The sequence below is a fragment of the Ruegeria sp. ABF4_144 genome (assembly GCF_056160045.1).
This window is the reverse complement of record NZ_JBSWWK010000001.1, coordinates 2149467-2167710: the sequence shown is the minus strand read 5'-3', so window position 1 is coordinate 2167710 and position 18244 is coordinate 2149467. Positions and strand designations below refer to the sequence as shown.

Annotated in this window: 20 protein-coding genes; all 20 read left to right on the top strand. The window is 58.4% G+C overall.

Features of this window, described 5'->3' with window-relative positions; translation table 11 throughout:
- Positions 1-25 precede the first annotated feature (25 nt).
- The 20 genes from ACXAGD_RS10885 to ACXAGD_RS10790 all read left to right on the top strand — a co-directional run bounded on the left by ACXAGD_RS10885 (position 26) and on the right by ACXAGD_RS10790 (position 18243).
- On the top strand, positions 26-247 hold the full coding sequence (locus tag ACXAGD_RS10885) for a DUF5337 domain-containing protein (RefSeq protein WP_475210499.1): 222 nt from the start codon (positions 26-28) through the stop codon (positions 245-247).
- 12 nt (positions 248-259) lie between these two features.
- On the top strand, positions 260-1558 hold the full coding sequence (gene nuoF / locus ACXAGD_RS10880; RefSeq protein WP_475210497.1) for an NADH-quinone oxidoreductase subunit NuoF: 1299 nt from the start codon (positions 260-262) through the stop codon (positions 1556-1558).
- Between the two features lie 4 nt (positions 1559-1562).
- Entirely contained in the window at positions 1563-1979 is a 417-nt protein-coding gene (locus ACXAGD_RS10875; RefSeq protein WP_475210496.1) for an MAPEG family protein, read from the top strand.
- On the top strand, positions 1979-2362 hold the full coding sequence (locus tag ACXAGD_RS10870) for a hypothetical protein (protein ID WP_475210494.1): 384 nt from the start codon (positions 1979-1981) through the stop codon (positions 2360-2362). The genes ACXAGD_RS10875 and ACXAGD_RS10870 overlap by 1 nt, the downstream gene beginning before the upstream one ends.
- A gap of 107 nt (positions 2363-2469) precedes the next feature.
- Complete coding sequence (locus ACXAGD_RS10865; RefSeq protein ID WP_475212568.1) at positions 2470-2865, top strand: DUF5333 domain-containing protein; 396 nt, start codon at positions 2470-2472, stop codon at positions 2863-2865.
- Between the two features lie 3 nt (positions 2866-2868).
- Positions 2869-4890 carry an NADH-quinone oxidoreductase subunit NuoG gene (gene nuoG / locus ACXAGD_RS10860; protein ID WP_475210492.1) on the top strand — a complete coding sequence of 674 codons (2022 nt, stop codon included), beginning with the start codon at positions 2869-2871 and terminating at the stop codon, positions 4888-4890.
- 204 nt (positions 4891-5094) lie between these two features.
- Positions 5095-6132 (top strand): NADH-quinone oxidoreductase subunit NuoH, encoded by a 1038-nt coding sequence (gene nuoH, locus ACXAGD_RS10855; protein ID WP_475210491.1) that lies wholly within the window; start codon positions 5095-5097, stop codon positions 6130-6132.
- Position 6133: 1 nt separating this feature from the next.
- A complete protein-coding gene (locus ACXAGD_RS10850) occupies positions 6134-6766 on the top strand; it encodes a hypothetical protein (protein ID WP_475210490.1) in 633 nt (210 codons plus the stop codon).
- Position 6767: 1 nt separating this feature from the next.
- Positions 6768-7262: an NADH-quinone oxidoreductase subunit NuoI gene (nuoI, locus tag ACXAGD_RS10845; protein ID WP_170331439.1), complete on the top strand. Its 495-nt coding sequence runs from the start codon at positions 6768-6770 to the stop codon at positions 7260-7262.
- Positions 7262-7954 (top strand): DUF4259 domain-containing protein, encoded by a 693-nt coding sequence (locus ACXAGD_RS10840; protein ID WP_475210488.1) that lies wholly within the window; start codon positions 7262-7264, stop codon positions 7952-7954. Before nuoI ends, ACXAGD_RS10840 begins: the two co-directional genes overlap by 1 nt.
- Positions 7951-8358: a carboxymuconolactone decarboxylase family protein gene (locus ACXAGD_RS10835; protein WP_475210487.1), complete on the top strand. Its 408-nt coding sequence runs from the start codon at positions 7951-7953 to the stop codon at positions 8356-8358. Before ACXAGD_RS10840 ends, ACXAGD_RS10835 begins: the two co-directional genes overlap by 4 nt.
- Complete coding sequence (locus ACXAGD_RS10830) at positions 8355-8957, top strand: NADH-quinone oxidoreductase subunit J (protein WP_170569051.1); 603 nt, start codon at positions 8355-8357, stop codon at positions 8955-8957. The genes ACXAGD_RS10835 and ACXAGD_RS10830 overlap by 4 nt, the downstream gene beginning before the upstream one ends.
- A complete protein-coding gene (locus ACXAGD_RS10825) occupies positions 8957-9490 on the top strand; it encodes a hypothetical protein (protein WP_475210483.1) in 534 nt (177 codons plus the stop codon). Before ACXAGD_RS10830 ends, ACXAGD_RS10825 begins: the two co-directional genes overlap by 1 nt.
- Entirely contained in the window at positions 9487-9792 is a 306-nt protein-coding gene (nuoK, locus tag ACXAGD_RS10820; protein ID WP_005984024.1) for an NADH-quinone oxidoreductase subunit NuoK, read from the top strand. Before ACXAGD_RS10825 ends, nuoK begins: the two co-directional genes overlap by 4 nt.
- 6 nt (positions 9793-9798) lie before the next feature.
- Positions 9799-11982, top strand: coding sequence for an NADH-quinone oxidoreductase subunit L (gene nuoL, locus ACXAGD_RS10815; RefSeq protein ID WP_475210481.1), 2184 nt, complete (start codon positions 9799-9801; stop codon positions 11980-11982).
- Complete coding sequence (locus tag ACXAGD_RS10810) at positions 11982-13526, top strand: NADH-quinone oxidoreductase subunit M (protein WP_475210479.1); 1545 nt, start codon at positions 11982-11984, stop codon at positions 13524-13526. The genes nuoL and ACXAGD_RS10810 overlap by 1 nt, the downstream gene beginning before the upstream one ends.
- A 15-nt stretch (positions 13527-13541) precedes the next feature.
- A complete protein-coding gene (nuoN, locus tag ACXAGD_RS10805) occupies positions 13542-14984 on the top strand; it encodes an NADH-quinone oxidoreductase subunit NuoN (protein ID WP_475210477.1) in 1443 nt (480 codons plus the stop codon).
- 54 nt (positions 14985-15038) lie between these two features.
- Positions 15039-15788 (top strand): biotin--[acetyl-CoA-carboxylase] ligase, encoded by a 750-nt coding sequence (locus ACXAGD_RS10800; RefSeq protein WP_475210475.1) that lies wholly within the window; start codon positions 15039-15041, stop codon positions 15786-15788.
- A gap of 11 nt (positions 15789-15799) precedes the next feature.
- Positions 15800-16579, top strand: coding sequence for a type III pantothenate kinase (locus ACXAGD_RS10795; protein ID WP_475210472.1), 780 nt, complete (start codon positions 15800-15802; stop codon positions 16577-16579).
- On the top strand, positions 16576-18243 hold the full coding sequence (locus tag ACXAGD_RS10790; RefSeq protein ID WP_475210470.1) for a ribonuclease J: 1668 nt from the start codon (positions 16576-16578) through the stop codon (positions 18241-18243). Before ACXAGD_RS10795 ends, ACXAGD_RS10790 begins: the two co-directional genes overlap by 4 nt.
- The last annotated feature ends 1 nt before the right edge of the window (position 18244 follow it).

Sequence of the window (18244 nt, the reverse complement as noted above, 5' to 3'; positions counted from 1 at the left end):
GCCCATCCGGGGTGCCTTAGGTGAGATGGACAAAGAAAAGGAACAGGCCATAGCCCGAAAGGGCCGACACATTGGCATAGTCATCGCGGTGACTATGGTGATCTGGCTTGCCATGAACATGTTCATCGGCCCCGCATTGGGACTGACTACGCGCCATGCGCTGTTGTTCGATCTCGCTGCTCTAGCTGCATTTATCTATGCGGGCGTCAACATTTTTCAACTCTGGCGCATGCGTCAGGACAGCTGAAGGTAACACACGATGCTGAAGGATCAGGACCGGATCTTTACCAACATCTACGGGATGCATGAGCGCACGCTGAAGGGCGCCCAGGCCCGGGGGCATTGGGACGGCACTGCTGGCCTGATCCAAAATGGCCGCGACTGGATTATCCAGACCATGAAGGACTCGGGTCTTCGTGGGCGCGGTGGCGCGGGCTTCCCAACCGGTTTGAAATGGTCGTTCATGCCCAAGGAAAGCGACGGACGTCCGGCTTATTTGGTTGTGAATGCCGATGAATCGGAACCCGGGACCTGTAAAGACCGCGAGATCATGCGCCATGATCCGCATACTTTGATCGAAGGCTGCCTGATCGCATCCTTCGCGATGAATGCGCATACCTGCTATATCTACTTGCGCGGCGAGTACATCCGCGAGCGTGAGGCGCTGCAAGCAGCGATTGACGAAGCTTATGACGCGGGTCTGCTTGGCAAGAATGCGGCTGGCTCGGGCTGGGATTTCGACCTGTTCCTGCATCACGGCGCGGGCGCTTATATCTGCGGTGAGGAAACCGCTCTGATCGAAAGCCTTGAGGGCAAAAAGGGTATGCCACGGATGAAACCTCCGTTCCCGGCGGGTGCGGGGCTGTATGGCTGCCCGACCACGGTGAACAATGTGGAATCCATCGCGGTTGTGCCGACCATCCTTCGCCGCGGCGCCGATTGGTTTGCAGGCTTTGGGCGCCAGAACAACGCTGGTACCAAGCTGTTTGCGATTTCTGGCCATGTGAACAACCCCTGCGTCGTCGAAGAGGCGATGTCGATTTCCTTTGAAGAATTGATCGAAACCCATTGCGGCGGTATTCGCGGCGGTTGGGACAATCTGCTGGCGGTGATCCCCGGCGGGTCCTCTGTGCCTTGCGTGCGCGGTGAGAACATGCGCGACGCGATCATGGACTTTGACTATCTGCGCAACGATCTGGGCTCGGGCCTTGGGACTGCTGCAGTGATCGTGATGGACAAGTCCACCGACATCATCAAGGCGATTTGGCGTCTGTCGAAGTTTTACAAGCACGAAAGCTGTGGCCAGTGCACGCCGTGCCGCGAAGGCACCGGCTGGATGATGCGCGTGATGGACCGTCTGGTGCGCGGTGAGGCTGATCTGGAAGAGATCGACATGCTGTTCGACGTTACCAAACAGGTCGAAGGGCACACAATCTGCGCTCTTGGCGATGCAGCAGCTTGGCCGATCCAGGGCCTGATCCGGAACTTCCGAGACGAGATCGAAGATCGCATCAAGGCTCAGAAATCAGGCCGTATGGGTGCGATGGCGGCGGAGTAGGCTGATGGAAGATTTCGCACAATACGGCCATGCAGTTGCGTCACTGGTGATCTTCACCCTGGTGGTTCTGTTTCTTTCTCCGTTCTCGGCCCTTGCCAAACAGGGTAAAGGGCTGGCACCAGGGGCGACGCCCGAGCAGGACTATTCCGACAAGGCGTATCGTCTGAACCGCGCTTACCTGAACGGAACCGAGACGCTACCGGCCTACCTGGCGGTCACAGTCGCCGCGATCCTGATGGGGGTCAGCCCGTTCTGGGTCAACCTACTGGCTTCGGTGGTGCTGTTGGCGCGGTTGGTGATGCTGTTTGTGCATATTCGTGGTATCGGCAAACCTCACAGCGGTTTGCGGTCGGTTCTTTATGTTGTTGGCTGGGCCTGCATGTTCGTCATGGGGCTCATGGCATTGGTGGCAGCGTTCTGATGATGGGTTTGAACAAAAACAAGAAACTCGGCCTGAAGCGCGTGCCGATGCTTGGGGCGATGGTTGCCTTGATGATCGTATCTGCGTGCGGGATTGCAAATTCTCGAAGTGACAGGGTGCTGTTTGATGGGCAGTATTTCCGGACCAAAGCAAAATCGGTGGACAAGAAAAAGATGCCCGCCGAGTTCACGGTTGTTGTGAATGGCGTCTCGGCCTCGTTGGATGGTGCACGGGAGGCGGGCCGGTTTGAAGGCACCAAGTTCTGTATCAGAAACTTCGGCTCGTCGAGAATCGTATGGAAGGTCGGCCCGGATACCGAGCCGCAGAACCTGCGTATCAGCGACGACAAACTGACATTTGCGGGAACATGCCAACGACCATGACGCGTGTTTTTTCATATCAGGCGATGTTGCGGGGGGTGTTATTGCATAGCGCCCCGCGTGCCGTTCGTCTTGGGTTTCCCAAGACGAAAGGAATAGTCATGTCTGGTATGAAAACGCTCGTGTTGTTGTCGGTGTTGACCTTGCCGACCCTTGCCGAAGCAAAACCGCCCTTGCGCGAAGTCAAAGAGATCGACGACGAACTCTACTACATCGCCATTGCAAACGAGATTTCAGAATACTGCCCTTCGATCAGTGGGCGGCGTCTGAAAGCGATTGGTGTGATGTGGGGGCTTAAATCCAAGGCAAACAGTTTGGGGTACTCGGACACCGAAATCCGGGCCTATGTGGATTCCGATGCCGAAAAGGACAGGATGCGCGCCAAGGGCGAGGCATATCTGGCCCAGAACGGCGTCACTTATGAAAATCCGAACTCCTTCTGCGCTCTGGGGCGGAAGGAAATCGAAAGAAACAGCGCTATTGGCGTGTATTTGAGGGCGAACTAGACCATGTCTGACCTCCGCAAGGTGAATATCGACGGGCAGGAAATCGAAGTCGATGGTGCGATGACCCTGATCCAGGCCTGTGAAGAGGCCGGGGTCGAAGTGCCGCGTTTCTGCTATCACGAACGTCTGTCGATTGCTGGCAACTGCCGGATGTGTCTTGTTGAGGTCGTGGGCGGTCCACCGAAACCTGCGGCATCGTGCGCTATGCAAGTGCGTGACCTGCGTCCGGGACCGGAAGGACAGGCGCCGGTGGTCAAGACGAATTCGCCCATGGTCAAGAAGGCCCGGGAAGGGGTGATGGAGTTCCTGCTCATCAACCACCCGCTGGATTGCCCGATCTGCGACCAGGGTGGGGAGTGTGACCTTCAGGACCAAGCGATGGCTTACGGTCTGTCGGGTTCGCGCTTCAAGGAAGCCAAGCGCGCGGTGGACGATCTGGATCTCGGCCCGCTGGTCGGCACCGCGATGACCCGCTGCATCAGCTGCACCCGCTGCGTGCGCTTTACCACCGAGGTCGCCGGTATCACCCAAATGGGGCAAACCGGACGCGGTGAGGATGCCGAGATCACCTCGTATCTGAACCAGACGCTCGACTCGAACATGCAGGGCAACATCATCGACCTGTGCCCGGTTGGGGCACTGACCTCGAAGCCTTACGCCTTTACTGCGCGCCCGTGGGAACTGACCAAGACCGAGTCTATCGATGTGATGGATGCTTTGGGTTCGAACATCCGCGTGGATACCAAGGGCCGTGAAGTGATGCGCTTCCTGCCACGCAATCATGACGGCGTGAACGAAGAGTGGATCAGTGACAAAACCCGCTTTGTCTGGGACGGCCTGCGTCGTCAGCGTCTGGACAAGCCTTACGTTCGTGAAAATGGCAAGCTGCGCCCCGCTACATGGCCAGAGGCACTGACCAAAGCTGCCGAAGTGTTGAAAGGTGCCGAGAAGCCCGCCGGTATTGTGGGCGATTTGGCCCCGGTTGAAGCCGTGTTTGCGCTGAAACAGATGATCGAAGGGCAAGGCGGTGTTGTCGAATGCCGTACCGATGGCGCCAAACTGCCTGCAGGCAACCGTGGCGCTTATACGGGGACCGCTGCGATTGAGGACATCGACAACGCCGAGCGTATCCTGCTGATCGGTACCAACCCGCGTGACGAAGCGCCGGTGCTGAACGCTCGTATCCGCAAGGCGTGGGCGCACGGGGCCGAGGTTGCTCTGGTCGGTCCGGCAGTGGATCTGACCTATGAGTATCACCACATGGGTGACGACCGTGCTGCGTTGCAAAAAGTGGTCGACATGGACGGTGATGATGAGATCAAGGGCAAGCGCTCGCTGGTCATCATCGGGCAGGGCGCACTGCAAGAAGCCGACGGCGCCGCTGTTCTGGCCGCTGCTCAAGCCATCGCGACCAATACCGAAAGCGGTCTGATCGTTCTGCACACAGCCGCGTCGCGCGTTGGTGCGATGGATGTGGATGCCACCAATGAAGGCGGCATGGATGCGGTCAGCGCGGCAGACGTGATCTATAACTTGGGTGCCGATGAAGTCGAAATCGGTGAGGGTGCCTTTGTTATCTATCAGGGCAGCCATGGTGATCGGGGCGCACATCGTGCCGACGTGATCCTGCCGGGAGCGGCCTATACCGAAGAAAATGGCCTGTTCGTGAACACCGAGGGCCGCCCGCAACTGGCGATGCGCGCCGGGTTTGCACCGGGTGAGGCTAAGGAAAACTGGGCTATTCTGCGCGCTCTGTCGGCTGAACTGGGCGCAACGCTGCCATTCGACTCGCTGGCGCAACTGCGCACCGCACTGATCGAGGCGGTACCGCATCTGGCGCGTATCGACGAGGTGGTTGAGAACGAGGTCCAAGTGCTGGATGTAGGCCCTCTGGGCAAGGCAACCTTCCGCAATGCGGTCAAGGATTTCTATCTGACCAACCCGATTGCGCGCGCTTCGCAACTGATGGCCGAGCTTTCGGCGCAGGCGCAGGCTCGCAAATCCGAGAAGATCGCGGCGGAATGAACCAAAGCAGTTTCATATCACAGGCACACGCGACTGCCGGGTGGCAGTACGCCGCGCCTGATTTGTGTGTGAAACCCAAGATTAAGGGTGGCGCAATGACGGCATATGCTGTTTACACCAACGCGCCGACCCAGCCGCAGTTTGCGCAGGCACATGGCCTTTGCATCGCTCGCGGAAAACGGAATACCCACGGTGTGAGGACCAATGGCTGATTTCTTTAACACCCCAGGCGGAATCGCCATCATCATTCTGGCGCAAGTGCTTGCTGTCGTTGCATTTGTGATGATCTCGCTGTTGTTCCTTGTGTACGGCGACCGCAAAATCTGGGCAGCAGTTCAGATGCGCCGCGGCCCCAACGTGGTTGGCGTTTACGGCCTGCTGCAATCGGTGGCGGATGCGCTGAAATACGTGGTCAAAGAGGTCGTAATCCCGGCCGGGGCGGACCGGACCGTCTTTATGCTGGCACCGTTGACCTCTTTCGTTCTGGCGATGATCGCTTGGGCGGTGATCCCTTTCAACGATGGTTGGGTTCTTTCGGATATCAACGTCGCGATCCTGTATGTCTTCGCCGTGTCTTCGTTGGAAGTTTATGGTGTGATCATGGGCGGTTGGGCGTCGAACTCAAAGTATCCGTTCCTTGGCTCGCTGCGGTCTGCGGCGCAGATGATTTCCTATGAAGTTTCGATCGGCTTGATCATCATTGGTGTGATCATCTCGACCGGTTCGATGAACTTTGGCGACATTGTTCGCGCGCAGGATGGATCGTTCGGGTTCTTCAGCTGGTACTGGTTGCCGCACTTCCCGATGGTGTTCCTGTTCTTCATCTCGGCACTGGCCGAGACCAATCGCCCGCCGTTCGACCTGCCCGAAGCGGAGTCGGAACTGGTTGCAGGTTATCAAGTCGAATACTCGGCCACTCCTTTCCTGCTGTTCATGGCCGGCGAATACATCGCCATCTTCCTGATGTGCGCTCTGACCACGCTGCTGTTCTTCGGTGGTTGGCTGTCGCCGATCCCTGGCTTGCCGGATGGCGTTCTGTGGATGGTCGCCAAGATGGCGTTCTTCTTCTTCCTCTTCGCGATGGTCAAGGCGATCACGCCCCGCTACCGCTATGACCAGTTGATGCGGCTGGGTTGGAAAGTCTTCCTGCCGTTCTCGCTGGTCTGGGTGGTGTTCGTGGCCTTTGCGGCGAGGTTCGACTGGTTTTGGGGCGCGTTCGCCCGTTGGAGCGTAGGAGGCTGATATGTTGAAACCTGCTGTATTTAGCTCCGTTTCCCTTGCCTGCCTGATGTTCGGAACAGCTGTGCTGGCGGATGAAGTAACCGTCCAGGATGCGCGCACAGCCGTGCTTGAATATGCGGTGCAAAACTGCGGCGGCGAATTGGGCGCCGTGAACGAAATCATGGGTGAGACAGATCGAGTGTCAGCCCTGGACAGTGGCGTGGCTATGGCCAAGGATCTTGGTTCATGGACCAACGAATGGCCGATGAACGATGCAACGCTCAAAGCGTCCGGTTTCATCGAAGTCATAAAGAACCAAGAACTCGAAGCGACTATGTTGGTCAGCTTTGCGGAATACTATGCTAACAGCGAAGATGAGGCTGACGTTGCGGCGACGCGGTATCAGGGCGGGGTCGTTGCTGCGAAAACCTCTCTGGCTGAATGCCTGATGCCGACTGACGCAGAAGTCTCCGAAGTCTCTGATCGCCTGGCTGACTCGTTGAAAGAGGCGATGACCCAAGTGTCGTGCCCTCAGAAGCTTGCGGCTGCGGCGGCCCTGTCATCTGCAACAGTAAACGAACCAAGCACCGTTTGGGGCGCAGCTGCAGCTGATGCCGCTCCTCAACTGACCGCATCATGCGGAGGGGGAGAGTAAAATGACGCAAATCGACTATACCCGCGCCGCCAAGTATTTTCTGCTGCAGGATTTCTGGGTCGGAATGAAGCTGGGGTTGAAGTACTTCTTTGCCCCCAAGGCCACCGTGAACTATCCGCACGAGAAGGGCCCGCTGTCGCCGCGTTTCCGGGGTGAGCACGCCTTGCGTCGCTATCCGAACGGTGAAGAACGCTGCATCGCCTGCAAACTGTGCGAGGCGGTTTGCCCGGCACAGGCTATCACCATCGACGCCGAACCGCGCGAGGACGGTAGCCGCCGTACTACGCGCTATGACATCGACATGACCAAATGCATCTATTGCGGCTTCTGCCAAGAGGCCTGCCCGGTCGATGCCATTGTCGAAGGTCCGAATTTCGAATTCGCGACCGAAACCCGCGAAGAATTGTTCTACGACAAGGAAAAACTGCTGGACAACGGCGAACGCTGGGAAGCCGAAATCGCCCGCAATCTGGAAATGGACGCGCCGTATCGCTGATGGGAACCTGGGGACCACATAGCTTCGACAACGACACAGCGGCTGACCTGCTGGCGTCACTAGACGGGTACGATCAGCCGTTTGAACGGGCTGAGGCCGTGCGTGCGACCTTTGAAGAGGTGTTCTCGACCACGGTGGAGGATATGGAGGCAGACACGGGTGCGGCGGCAATTGCTGGCGCTGAGATTGTTGCATCAGCCCTTGGACAGCCTCTCGACGGGGCAAAGCAGTCATTCGATCTGGCAAAGTCATTCCAGTTTTACGACGACACCTTAGGCATGGCGCTTGCCGCGCTAAAGCGGGTGGGCGGCGATGACTCGGAACTGGCTGAGCTTTGGGCCGATGCCGGCGAAACCAAAACTTGGCGTGCCAGCGTTGCCGACCTGACAACAAGGTTGGTTGCGGCAGCAAAGGCGCATGATCTTAGCACTGATTTCGCCCCCCCAGACCCGGATGAGACACCAGAAGATGCGCTGCGCGCCGAGGTTGACCGGGTGTATGAGGACATGATGTCCGAAATCGAACGCCTCGCGGACAAAGCCGACGGCGACCCTCAGGTCGAGGTCTTGCGCCATTTGGTGCGCAAGATGAACCTGATCCACAAGGACATCACAAATATGCGGTACGTCGTGGTCGACAGCCTGGATGCGTTGACTGCCCGCATAGACGGTCTGGAGAAGAAAGCACAATGACCGATGAGATGAACCCATTTGCCGCAATGATGAAGCAGGCTCATGACATGGCTAAGGCGATGAACCCGGCGATGGAGAATTTCTCGCCCAAAGGGTTCGAGGCGCTGTGGCCGACCATGCCCAAAGAGGTCATGGAGATGATGTTCGGCAACGCCGTCAACAAAGACGGACTGGATGCCAAAACCCGCCTTTTGCTGACGCTGGCTGGGCTGACCTGTCAGGGTGCACAGGCGGATAGCGCCGTACGCCAGACCGTGCGTCACGCGCTGGAAGCTGGCGCCAAGAAACAAGAGATCGTGGAAACGATCGGTCAGATGTCGGTCTTTGCCGGCATCCCGGCCATGACCCGTGCGCTGGATCTGGCGCAAGAAGTCATGGGCGACAACGAGGATGAGTATCAATGACCGTCTTTGCCTTCTATCTGTTTGCTATCAGCGCCATCACCGGCGGGCTATTCACTGTGATCAGCCGCCAGCCGGTACACTCGGTGCTGTGGCTGATCCTGTCCTTCTTGTCCGCCGCGGGGCTGTTCGTGCTGCTGGGGGCGGAATTCGTGGCGATGCTGCTGATAATCGTCTACGTCGGTGCGGTCGCGGTTCTGTTCCTCTTCGTGGTGATGATGCTGGACGTGGACTTTGCCGAGCTGAAGGCTGAAATGGCGCGCTATATGCCGCTTGCTTTGCTGATCGGCCTGGTCATCCTGATGCAGTTCGTCATGGCCTTCGGGGCATGGGACAGCGCACAAGGTGCAGCGGCCAATCTGGCCCAGCCGGTCCCGGCAGACCGCCACAACACAGAGGCGCTCGGCGTCATTCTTTATGATCAATACTTCCTTCTGTTCCAATTGGCGGGTCTGATCCTGCTGGTGGCCATGATAGGCGCCATCGTGCTGACCCTGCGCCATCGCAAGGACATCAAGCGTCAGGACATCGTCGGTCAGATGATGCGCGACCCAGCCGAGGCGATGGAATTGAAGGACGTAAAACCGGGGCAGGGGTTGTGATGAAAGCATACCTCAAAGCAGTATCGCTCATTTTAGTTGTGGGGATTGGGTCTTCCGAGGCTATTGCCTGCTCTATAGTGACCCCCCCGTGGTGGGCAAATGAGAAGGTTAAGACGGCCAAAGACTGTTCGTTTACCGGTGGTGGGCGATTTGACTACTTGAGTGGAGATCAGGCGCACGACCTTGGTGACAGCAGAGTTTATCAAGTTCTCTACGAATTCACTGGCGAAACTGCGATTGTCACTGACTGCAATACGACTGAGCAAGTCCAAATTTATGCCTTTGACGAAAACGCGCAGACCGCGGCATGCGGGTCTCCTGCAAAAGTAGTTAACTATCTGAAACCGAACGGCCCAATTGATTTGAATATGGGCCAAGGAATTGAAGACCTATCCTCAGAGATCAAAAGGATGGGTTATCGCGCCAGCAGAGGTGTCAAATTCGACGAAATTGGCGCGCGACCTCGCGACTATCCAGATTTCTTCTGCGGCTGCAAACTCTACTACCCCGACTCGCCAGGAGCGAAGCTATGATCGGACTTGAACACTATCTTACGGTCGCGGCGACGCTGTTCGTCATCGGCATCTTCGGTCTCTTCCTGAACCGCAAGAACGTCATCATCCTGCTGATGAGCATCGAACTGATGCTGCTGGCGGTGAATATCAACCTTGTGGCGTTTTCCAGTTTCCTTGGCGATCTGGTTGGGCAGGTATTTACACTGTTCGTTCTGACCGTTGCGGCGGCCGAGGCGGCGATTGGTCTGGCCATTCTGGTCTGCTTCTTCCGCAACCGCGGTACTATCGCGGTTGAAGACGTCAATATGATGAAGGGGTAAGGGAAAATGGAAACCACCATCCTTTTTGCCCCGCTCGTGGGCGCACTGATCTGCGGTTTTGGCTGGCGCTTTATTGGTGAGAAAGCCGCCATGTGGACCGCCACGGGCCTGCTGTTCTTGGCTTGTTTGCTGTCGTGGATCGTGTTCTTCACCTTTGACGGGGTAACCCAGCAAGTCGAAATCATGCGCTGGATCGAGAGCGGCTCGCTGTCGACAAGCTGGGCTGTGCGTCTTGACCGACTGACTGCGATCATGCTGATCGTGGTCACGACTGTTTCGGCGCTCGTGCACCTTTATTCCTTTGGCTACATGGATCACGATCCGCAGTGGCGTGAGGGCGAAAGCTATAAGCCGCGCTTCTTTGCCTATCTGTCCTTCTTCACCTTCGCCATGCTGATGCTGGTGACGGCTGATAACCTGGTTCAGATGTTCTTTGGCTGGGAAGGCGTGGGCGTCGCATCCTACCTGTTGATCGGGTTCTATTATCGCAAGCCGAGCGCCAATGCCGCGGCGATGAAAGCGTTCATCGTCAACCGCGTCGGCGACTTTGGTTTTGCGCTGGGAATTTTCGCGCTGTTCCTGCTGACGGACAGCATCAACTTTTCTGACATCTTCGCGTCGGCGCCCGAACTGGCGGAAACGCAGCTGCACTTCCTGTGGGGTGAGTGGAACGCCATTGAGGTGATCTGTGTGCTGCTGTTTATCGGCGCGATGGGTAAATCGGCCCAGCTGATCCTGCACACCTGGTTGCCGGATGCGATGGAAGGCCCGACGCCAGTTTCGGCGCTGATCCACGCCGCGACCATGGTGACCGCGGGTGTGTTCCTGGTTTGCCGCATGTCGCCGCTGATGGAGTTTGCGCCGGGTGCAACCGGGTTCATCACCGTGCTGGGAGCCTCGACCGCGTTCTTTGCCGCGACCGTGGGTCTGGTTCAGACCGACATCAAGCGCGTCATCGCTTATTCGACCTGTTCGCAGCTGGGCTACATGTTTGTAGCTGCGGGTGTCGGCATGTACTCGGCCGCGATGTTCCACCTATTCACGCACGCGTTCTTCAAAGCGCTGTTGTTCCTTGGTGCCGGTTCGGTGATCCACGCCATGCATCACGAACAGGAGATGACCGAATACGGCGGATTGCGAAAGAAGATCCCTTATACCTTCTGGGCGATGATGATCGGTACGCTGGCCATCACGGGTGTCGGCATTCCGCTGACCACAATCGGGTTCGCCGGGTTCCTGTCCAAGGACGCCATCATTGAGAGCGCTTATGCGGGCGGATCGGCTTATGGTTTCTGGTTGCTGGTTGTCGCGGCTGCCTTCACCTCGTTCTACAGCTGGCGTCTGATCTTCCTGACCTTCTACGGCAAGCCGCGTGGCGATCAGCATACGCATGACCACGCGCATGAAAGCCCGATGGTGATGCTGGTGCCGCTGGGCGTTCTGTCTCTGGGTGCGGTCTTTGCGGGCATGATCTGGTACGGCAACTTCTTTGGTCACGCAGACAAAGTTGGCAAGTTCTACGGCATTCCGGTTGCCGAGGCGTCCGAGCACGCAGAGGCCGGTGATCACGGTCAAGCGGATGCGCATGCTGACGACGATCATGCGGCGGATACTCATTCGGACAACGGCCACGGTGATGAGGCTGCGCATGCTGACGCTGCCCATGGTGAGGATGACGCGCATGGCGACAAGGCCGCGCATGGTGGCGATCATCACTACGCCTTCGCAGGCAAGCCGGGCGAGGGAGCGCTTTATATCGCACCGGACAACCACATTCTGGACGATGCTCACGCGGCTCCGAAGTGGGTTAAGGTCTCGCCTTTCGTGGCGATGGTGCTGGGTTTCGTCATGGCTTACTGGTTCTATATCGTGAATCCGTCACTGCCGGGACGTTTGGCGCAGAACCAACGGCCGCTGTATCTGTTCCTGCTGAACAAGTGGTATTTTGACGAGATCTATGACGCGATCTTCGTCAAGCCCACCGTGGCGCTTGGCCGGTTCCTGTGGAAACGCGGCGATGGCAACACCATCGACGGGTTCCTGAACGGTGTCGCCATGGGCGTTGTTCCCTTCTTCACCCGCCTCGCAGGCAAGGCGCAGACGGGCTACATCTTTACTTACGCCTTCTGGATGGTCTTGGGCATCGCCGCCCTTGTCACCTGGATGTCGATCGGCGGAGGCGCACACTAATGGATAATATCCTCTCCATCGTCACCTTCATCCCCGCAGTCGCGGCAGGCATTCTTGCCCTGTTCCTGCATGGGGATGACGTGGCTGCGCAGCGCAACGCGAAATGGGTCGCGCTGGTGGCAACAACGGTGACCTTCCTCGTCTCGATCGGCATCTATACGGGCTTTGATCCGTCCAATACCGGCTTCCAGATGGTGGAAGAGGGTGAGTGGCTGCTGGGCCTGAAATACAAGATGGGTGTTGATGGCATCAGCGTTCTTTTCGTTCTGCTGACCACTTTCATTATGCCGCTGACCATTCTGGCCAGCTGGCAGGTCACTGACCGCGTCAAGGAATACATGATCGCCTTCTTGCTGCTGGAAACGCTGATGTTGGGCGTGTTCATGGCGCTGGATCTGGTGCTGTTCTACCTGTTCTTCGAGGCAGGCCTGATCCCGATGTTCCTGATCATCGGCATCTGGGGTGGCGCGAACAGGATTTACGCCAGCTTCAAGTTCTTCCTCTACACCTTCCTCGGCTCGGTTCTGATGCTGGTGGCGATGGTTGCGATGTACGCAGATGCAGGCACCACTGACATTGAAGCTCTGATGAGCCACAATTTCTCGTCCGAAGGGTTCAGCGTTCTGGGCATCTATATCGTCGGCGGAATGCAGACGCTGATGTTCCTGGCGTTCTTTGCCTCGTTTGCGGTGAAAATGCCGATGTGGCCGGTTCACACCTGGCTGCCAGATGCACACGTGCAGGCTCCTACTGCGGGCTCGGTCGTGCTGGCGGCGATCTTACTGAAGATGGGCGGCTATGGCTTCCTGCGGTTCAGTCTGCCGATGTTCCCTGTGGGCTCGGCGGTAATGACCGACCTGGTGCTGTGGATGTCGGCCATCGCCGTGGTCTACACCTCGCTGGTAGCGCTGGTGCAGGAGGATATGAAAAAGCTGATCGCCTATTCCTCTGTCGCCCACATGGGGTTCGTGACCATGGGTATCTTTGCTGCAAACCAACAGGGTATCGACGGCGCGATCTTCCAGATGCTGAGCCACGGTTTCATCTCGGCCGCGCTCTTCCTGTGTGTCGGCGTGATCTATGACCGGATGCACACCCGCGATATCGACGCGTACGGAGGTCTGGTGATCCGGATGCCCGCCTATGCGCTGGTCTTCATGTTGTTCACCATGGCCAATGTAGGCCTGCCGGGTACGTCCGGGTTCATTGGGGAATTCCTGACCCTGATGGGCACGTTCCAGGTCAACACCTGGGTGACCGCAGTCGCCGCAACCGGCGTGATCTTCTCAGCGGCTTACGCGCTGTGGCTGTACCGTCGGGTGGTCTTTGGCGACCTGATCAAGGAAAGCCTCAAGGCGATGACCGACATGAGCTCGCGCGAGCGGCTGATCTTCGCACCGCTGATCGTGATGACCATTTTGCTGGGCGTCTACCCGTCGCTGGTAACGGATGTGATCGGCAACTCGACCGCTGCACTGATTTCGAACTATGACACGGCTCTGGCCGCGGCCGAGGCTGCGTCACAGACGGCCGCTTCGCATTAAGGAGGCTTTGGAGACATGATCCAGGCTGATCTGACAATAATCCTGCCAGAGATCGTTTTGGCCGTATATGCGATGGCCGCTCTGATCGGGGCAGTCTATACGGTGAAAGACGGGCTGGCGCCGATCCTTGTGTGGTCGACAGCTGGCCTGATGGCGCTGTTGGCCATCTGGATTGCCACAAATGGCGACGGCGTCAACGTGGCGTTCAACGGTATGTTCGTCGACGACGGGTTCTCGCGCTTTGCCAAGGTTGCGATCCTACTGTCCGCCGCGGCCGTTCTGGTGATGAGTCAGGACTACATGTCGCGCCGCGGGCTCCTGCGGTTCGAATATCCGCTGCTGGTGGCTCTGGCCGCGGTGGGCATGATGATGATGGTCAGCGCGGGCGACCTGATGTCCCTGTATATGGGGCTGGAGCTGCAGTCGCTGTCGCTCTATGTCGTTGCCGCCCTTCGCCGTGACAGTGCGAAATCGACCGAGGCCGGTCTGAAGTACTTTGTGCTGGGCGCGCTCAGCTCGGGCCTGCTGCTGTATGGCGCGTCGCTGGTATATGGCTTTACCGGAACTACGCTGTTCTCGGGCATCATCCAGACTGTCCACCATGGCGACGTCTCGGTTGGCCTGCTGTTTGGCCTGATTTTCCTGATCTCGGGATTGGCGTTCAAGGTCTCGGCAGTGCCGTTCCACATGTGGACACCGGACGTGTACGAAGGCTCGCCCACCCCGATTACCGCCTTCTTTGCCACCGCACCGAAAGTGGCGGCGATGGCTTTGTTTGCCCGCCTGATGCACGACGCCTTTGGTGGAGTGGTGAAGGACTGGCAGCAGGTGATCGTTCTGCTGTCCGTACTGTCGATGCTGCTGGGCGCGGTTGCCGCGATTGGTCAGCGCAACATCAAGCGGCTGATGGCCTTTTCCTCGATTGCCCATATGGGTTATGCGCTGATCGGTCTGGCGGCAGGTACGGAACTGGGCATCAAGGCGATGCTTATGTATCTGGCGATCTACGTGACTATGAATATCGGTACCTTCGCCTTCATCCTGATGATGGAGCGTGACGGTAAGCCTGTCACCGATATCGACGCGCTGCGCCAGTACTCCAAACGTGATCCGGGTAAGGCGCTGGCTGTTCTGATTTTGATGTTCTCGCTGGCCGGTGTTCCGCCTATGCTGGGCTTTTTCGCCAAGTTCGGCGTGTGGCAGGCCGGTATCAGCGCGGGGCTGACCGGACTGGTCATCGTCTCGGCCATCGCCTCTGTGATCGGTGCCTTCTACTACCTGCGGATCGTGTTCTACATGTATTTTGGGGAAGAGAACGAGGATCCGATCGAAACACGTTCTACGCCGGTTCTGTGGGTCGCCCTGATGGGGTCGGCAGCGTTGATGCTTATTGGCGTGTTCTACCAATTTGGCATCGAGGGCGCGGCGGCAGCTGCGGCGGCAACGCTTGTCAACTGATTTGCTTAACATCCAATTGCAGGAGGCTCGGTCAGCGGACCGGGCCTTTTTGCCATGACCGATTGGCCGCAGGGATACGGGCTGCACATCGTGCAGGAGGTCGACAGCACCCTGAACGAAGCGGCCCGGCTAGCCCCAACGGCGCCTGGTCCGGTCTGGATTATGGCGCACCACCAGACCGCGGCACGCGGTCGGCGGGGTAGGGCTTGGGCCAACCCCAAAGGCAATCTGGCAGCGACGCTGTTGATGCGCCCGCAGGGGAATCCGGAACAGGCCGCATTGCGCAGCTTTGTGGCCGCACTGGCGTTGTTCGATGCCTGTGTTGCGGTCACGGGCCGGGCGGCGGGGTTGTCCCTGAAGTGGCCCAATGATGTGCTGCTGAACGGCGGCAAACTGGCCGGTATCTTGCTGGAAAGCACCGGGCAAGGGCGTGAGCTGTCTCATCTGGCCATTGGGATCGGCGTGAATCTGTCCGAAGCGCCCCCGGCCTATGCCGTTGAACAAAGTGCGGTACGGCCAGTGTCTTTGCTGTCGGAAACCGGTGCGGCGGTTATCCCCGAGGATTTTCTGACCGAACTGGCTTCGGCCTACGCGCGGTATGAAACCCAGTTCGTGACCTACGGGTTCGAACCGATCCGTAGCGCCTGGTTGGCGCGCGCCGCCCGCTTGGGCGAGGTGATCACTGCCCGAACCTCAACCTCCGAGACGGTGGGAACCTTTGAAACCGTAGACTCGAACGGCAACCTTGTCTTAAAGACCGCCAAGGGCCGCGTCAGCATTCCTGCGGCGGATGTGTTTTTCTGAAGGAGGCGCAGATGCTTCTGGCAATTGACTGCGGCAACACCAATACCGTGTTCTCGATCTGGGATGGCGAGCAGTTTCTGTGCACCCTGCGGACCTCGACCCACCATTCCCGCACGGCGGACGCCTATTTCACCTGGTATTCGACGCTGGTGAAGCATTACGGGATCAATGCGGATATCACCGATGTGGTCATCGCTTCGACCGTGCCGCGCGTGGTGTTCAACCTGCGCATCTTTGCCGATCGTTTCTTTGGTTGCCGCCCGCTTGTCGTGGGTAAACCGGAATGCCTGCTGCCTGTGGCACCGCGCATTGACGAGGGGACCATTCCCGGGCCTGACCGTCTGGCCAACGCCGTCGGCGCGTTTGACCGTCACGGAGGCGACGTGGTGGTTGTCGATTTCGGGACGGCGACCAACTTTGACGTGGTCGCGTCGGACGGGGCCTATGTCGGCGGCATAATCGCGCCCGGTGTGAACCTCAGCCTTGAGGCGTTGCACCAGGGGGCAGCGGCCTTACCGCATATCGACATCACCCGCCCGGAAAAGGTTATCGGAACAAATACGGTTGGCTGCATTCAATCTGGCGTGTATTGGGGCTATTCCGGGTTGATCGAGGGGCTGATTGCCCGGATCAAAGCGGAATACGGCATGCCGATGAAAGTGGTTGGCACCGGCGGGCTTGCGCCTTTGTTCGATCAGGCGGATGTCGGGTTTGACGCGATCGAAGATGATCTGACGATGCACGGACTGACCGTGATCCATCGCTATAACAAGGAAAATGGCTCGACATGAGCAGTGAACGACTGATCTATTTGCCGCTGGGTGGTGCCGGTGAAATTGGCATGAACGCCTATGTCTATGGCTACGGCAAACCGGGGCAGGAGCGTCTGATCCTCGTCGACCTGGGGGTTACCTTCCCTGATATGGACACGACACCTGGTGTTGATCTGATCCACGCCGATATCTCGTGGCTTCAGGAACGTGCAGACCGGCTGGATGCGGTGTTCGTCACCCACGCGCACGAGGATCACGTGGGCGCGGTTGCGCATTGCTATGAAGCATTGGGCGCACCCGTCTTTGCGCGTGCCTTCACTGCCAATATTGCCCGCCGCAAGATGGAAGAGCACGGCCACCCCGAGGATGCAGTGCAGACGGCCTCGGCTTGGCCTGAGCAGATATCGGTTGGACCGTTCAAGGTCGGGTTCCTGCCTGTTTCGCATTCGATCCCAGAAAGCGCTGCGCTGGTGATCGACACACCTGAAGGTCGGATCGTACATTCCGGGGACTTCAAGCTGGATACGCAGCCCGTCGTTGGCGAACCCTTCGACCCCGAACTGTGGGCCGAGGTTGCCAAGTCCGGCGTCAAGGCGCTGGTTTGTGACAGCACCAACGTGTTCTCGCCCCATGCTGGCCGCTCGGAATCCGAAGTAGGCCCTGAGATCACCAAGCTGGTCGAAAGCGCAGAGGGCATGGTGGTTGCCACCACCTTTGCCTCGAACGTAGCAAGGGTAAAAACGCTGGCCGAGGCGGGTGCACGGGCCGGGCGTTCGGTTGTGTTGTTGGGCCGTGCCATGCGACGGATGATCGAGGCTGCGACCGAAACCGGCATCCTGTCGGATTTCCCCAAGGTCGTCAGCGCCGAAGAGGCCGTGGACCTGCCGCGCCAGAACTTGATGCTTATCGTGACCGGCAGCCAGGGCGAACGCCGCGCGGCTAGCGCTCAGTTGGCACGCGGCAAGTATCGCGGGATCGAGCTGAAAGAGGGCGACCTGTTTCTGTTCTCGTCCAAGACTATTCCCGGAAACGAACGGGGCGTGATCTTCATCATTAACCAGCTCAGCGAAAAGGGCGTGGACGTGGTGGATGACAGTTCGGGTTTGTATCACGTGTCCGGCCACGCCAATCGCCCCGATCTTGAGAGGGTGCATGCGCTGATCGACCCGCAGATGGTGATCCCGATGCATGGCGAACACCGGCATCTGCGCGAACATGCCAAGCTGGCCGAAGCAGGCGGACGCACGGGCATTTTGGCCGTGAACGGCACAATGCTGGATCTGACCGGAAATAAACCCAAAGTGGCCGATTATATCGAAACTGGTCGCACATATCTGGACGGCACCGTCAAGGTTGGCGCGTTGGACGGGATCGTGCGGGACCGTATCCGTATGGCGCTGAACGGACACGTGACGGTGACAGTCATTCTGGATGAAGAGGATGAGCCGTTGGGCGAGCCATGGTGCGACACGATGGGTCTGGCCGAGATCGGAACCTCCAAGGCCGCGCTGGTAGAGGTGCTAGAAGAGGACCTGAACCAGTTCCTGATGCGGGCCGATGCCAAAACCCTGCGCGACGATGACAAGCTGGAAGAGGCCATGCGCCGCATCGTGCGTCAGACGGCCAAAGCCGAGATTGGCAAAAAGCCCGAAGTGACCACGGTGATCAGCCGAATGAAATGAC

What these genes read in the sequence shown, in the direction of transcription:
- ACXAGD_RS10850 (WP_475210490.1), top strand. Translation starts at nt 6,134, where the DNA reads ATGTTGAAACCTGCTGTATTTAGCTCCGTTTCCCTTGCCTGCCTGATG.
- ACXAGD_RS10870 (WP_475210494.1), top strand. Translation starts at nt 1,979, where the DNA reads ATGATGGGTTTGAACAAAAACAAGAAACTCGGCCTGAAGCGCGTGCCG.
- nuoK (WP_005984024.1), top strand. Translation starts at nt 9,487, where the DNA reads ATGATCGGACTTGAACACTATCTTACGGTCGCGGCGACGCTGTTCGTC.
- nuoH (WP_475210491.1), top strand. Translation starts at nt 5,095, where the DNA reads ATGGCTGATTTCTTTAACACCCCAGGCGGAATCGCCATCATCATTCTG.
- ACXAGD_RS10840 (WP_475210488.1), top strand. Translation starts at nt 7,262, where the DNA reads ATGGGAACCTGGGGACCACATAGCTTCGACAACGACACAGCGGCTGAC.
- ACXAGD_RS10795 (WP_475210472.1), top strand. Translation starts at nt 15,800, where the DNA reads ATGCTTCTGGCAATTGACTGCGGCAACACCAATACCGTGTTCTCGATC.
- nuoG (WP_475210492.1), top strand. Translation starts at nt 2,869, where the DNA reads ATGTCTGACCTCCGCAAGGTGAATATCGACGGGCAGGAAATCGAAGTC.
- ACXAGD_RS10865 (WP_475212568.1), top strand. Translation starts at nt 2,470, where the DNA reads ATGAAAACGCTCGTGTTGTTGTCGGTGTTGACCTTGCCGACCCTTGCC.
- ACXAGD_RS10875 (WP_475210496.1), top strand. Translation starts at nt 1,563, where the DNA reads ATGGAAGATTTCGCACAATACGGCCATGCAGTTGCGTCACTGGTGATC.
- ACXAGD_RS10835 (WP_475210487.1), top strand. Translation starts at nt 7,951, where the DNA reads ATGACCGATGAGATGAACCCATTTGCCGCAATGATGAAGCAGGCTCAT.
- ACXAGD_RS10830 (WP_170569051.1), top strand. Translation starts at nt 8,355, where the DNA reads ATGACCGTCTTTGCCTTCTATCTGTTTGCTATCAGCGCCATCACCGGC.
- ACXAGD_RS10810 (WP_475210479.1), top strand. Translation starts at nt 11,982, where the DNA reads ATGGATAATATCCTCTCCATCGTCACCTTCATCCCCGCAGTCGCGGCA.
- nuoL (WP_475210481.1), top strand. Translation starts at nt 9,799, where the DNA reads ATGGAAACCACCATCCTTTTTGCCCCGCTCGTGGGCGCACTGATCTGC.
- ACXAGD_RS10825 (WP_475210483.1), top strand. Translation starts at nt 8,957, where the DNA reads ATGAAAGCATACCTCAAAGCAGTATCGCTCATTTTAGTTGTGGGGATT.
- nuoF (WP_475210497.1), top strand. Translation starts at nt 260, where the DNA reads ATGCTGAAGGATCAGGACCGGATCTTTACCAACATCTACGGGATGCAT.
- nuoI (WP_170331439.1), top strand. Translation starts at nt 6,768, where the DNA reads ATGACGCAAATCGACTATACCCGCGCCGCCAAGTATTTTCTGCTGCAG.
- nuoN (WP_475210477.1), top strand. Translation starts at nt 13,542, where the DNA reads ATGATCCAGGCTGATCTGACAATAATCCTGCCAGAGATCGTTTTGGCC.
- ACXAGD_RS10885 (WP_475210499.1), top strand. Translation starts at nt 26, where the DNA reads ATGGACAAAGAAAAGGAACAGGCCATAGCCCGAAAGGGCCGACACATT.
- ACXAGD_RS10800 (WP_475210475.1), top strand. Translation starts at nt 15,039, where the DNA reads ATGACCGATTGGCCGCAGGGATACGGGCTGCACATCGTGCAGGAGGTC.
- ACXAGD_RS10790 (WP_475210470.1), top strand. Translation starts at nt 16,576, where the DNA reads ATGAGCAGTGAACGACTGATCTATTTGCCGCTGGGTGGTGCCGGTGAA.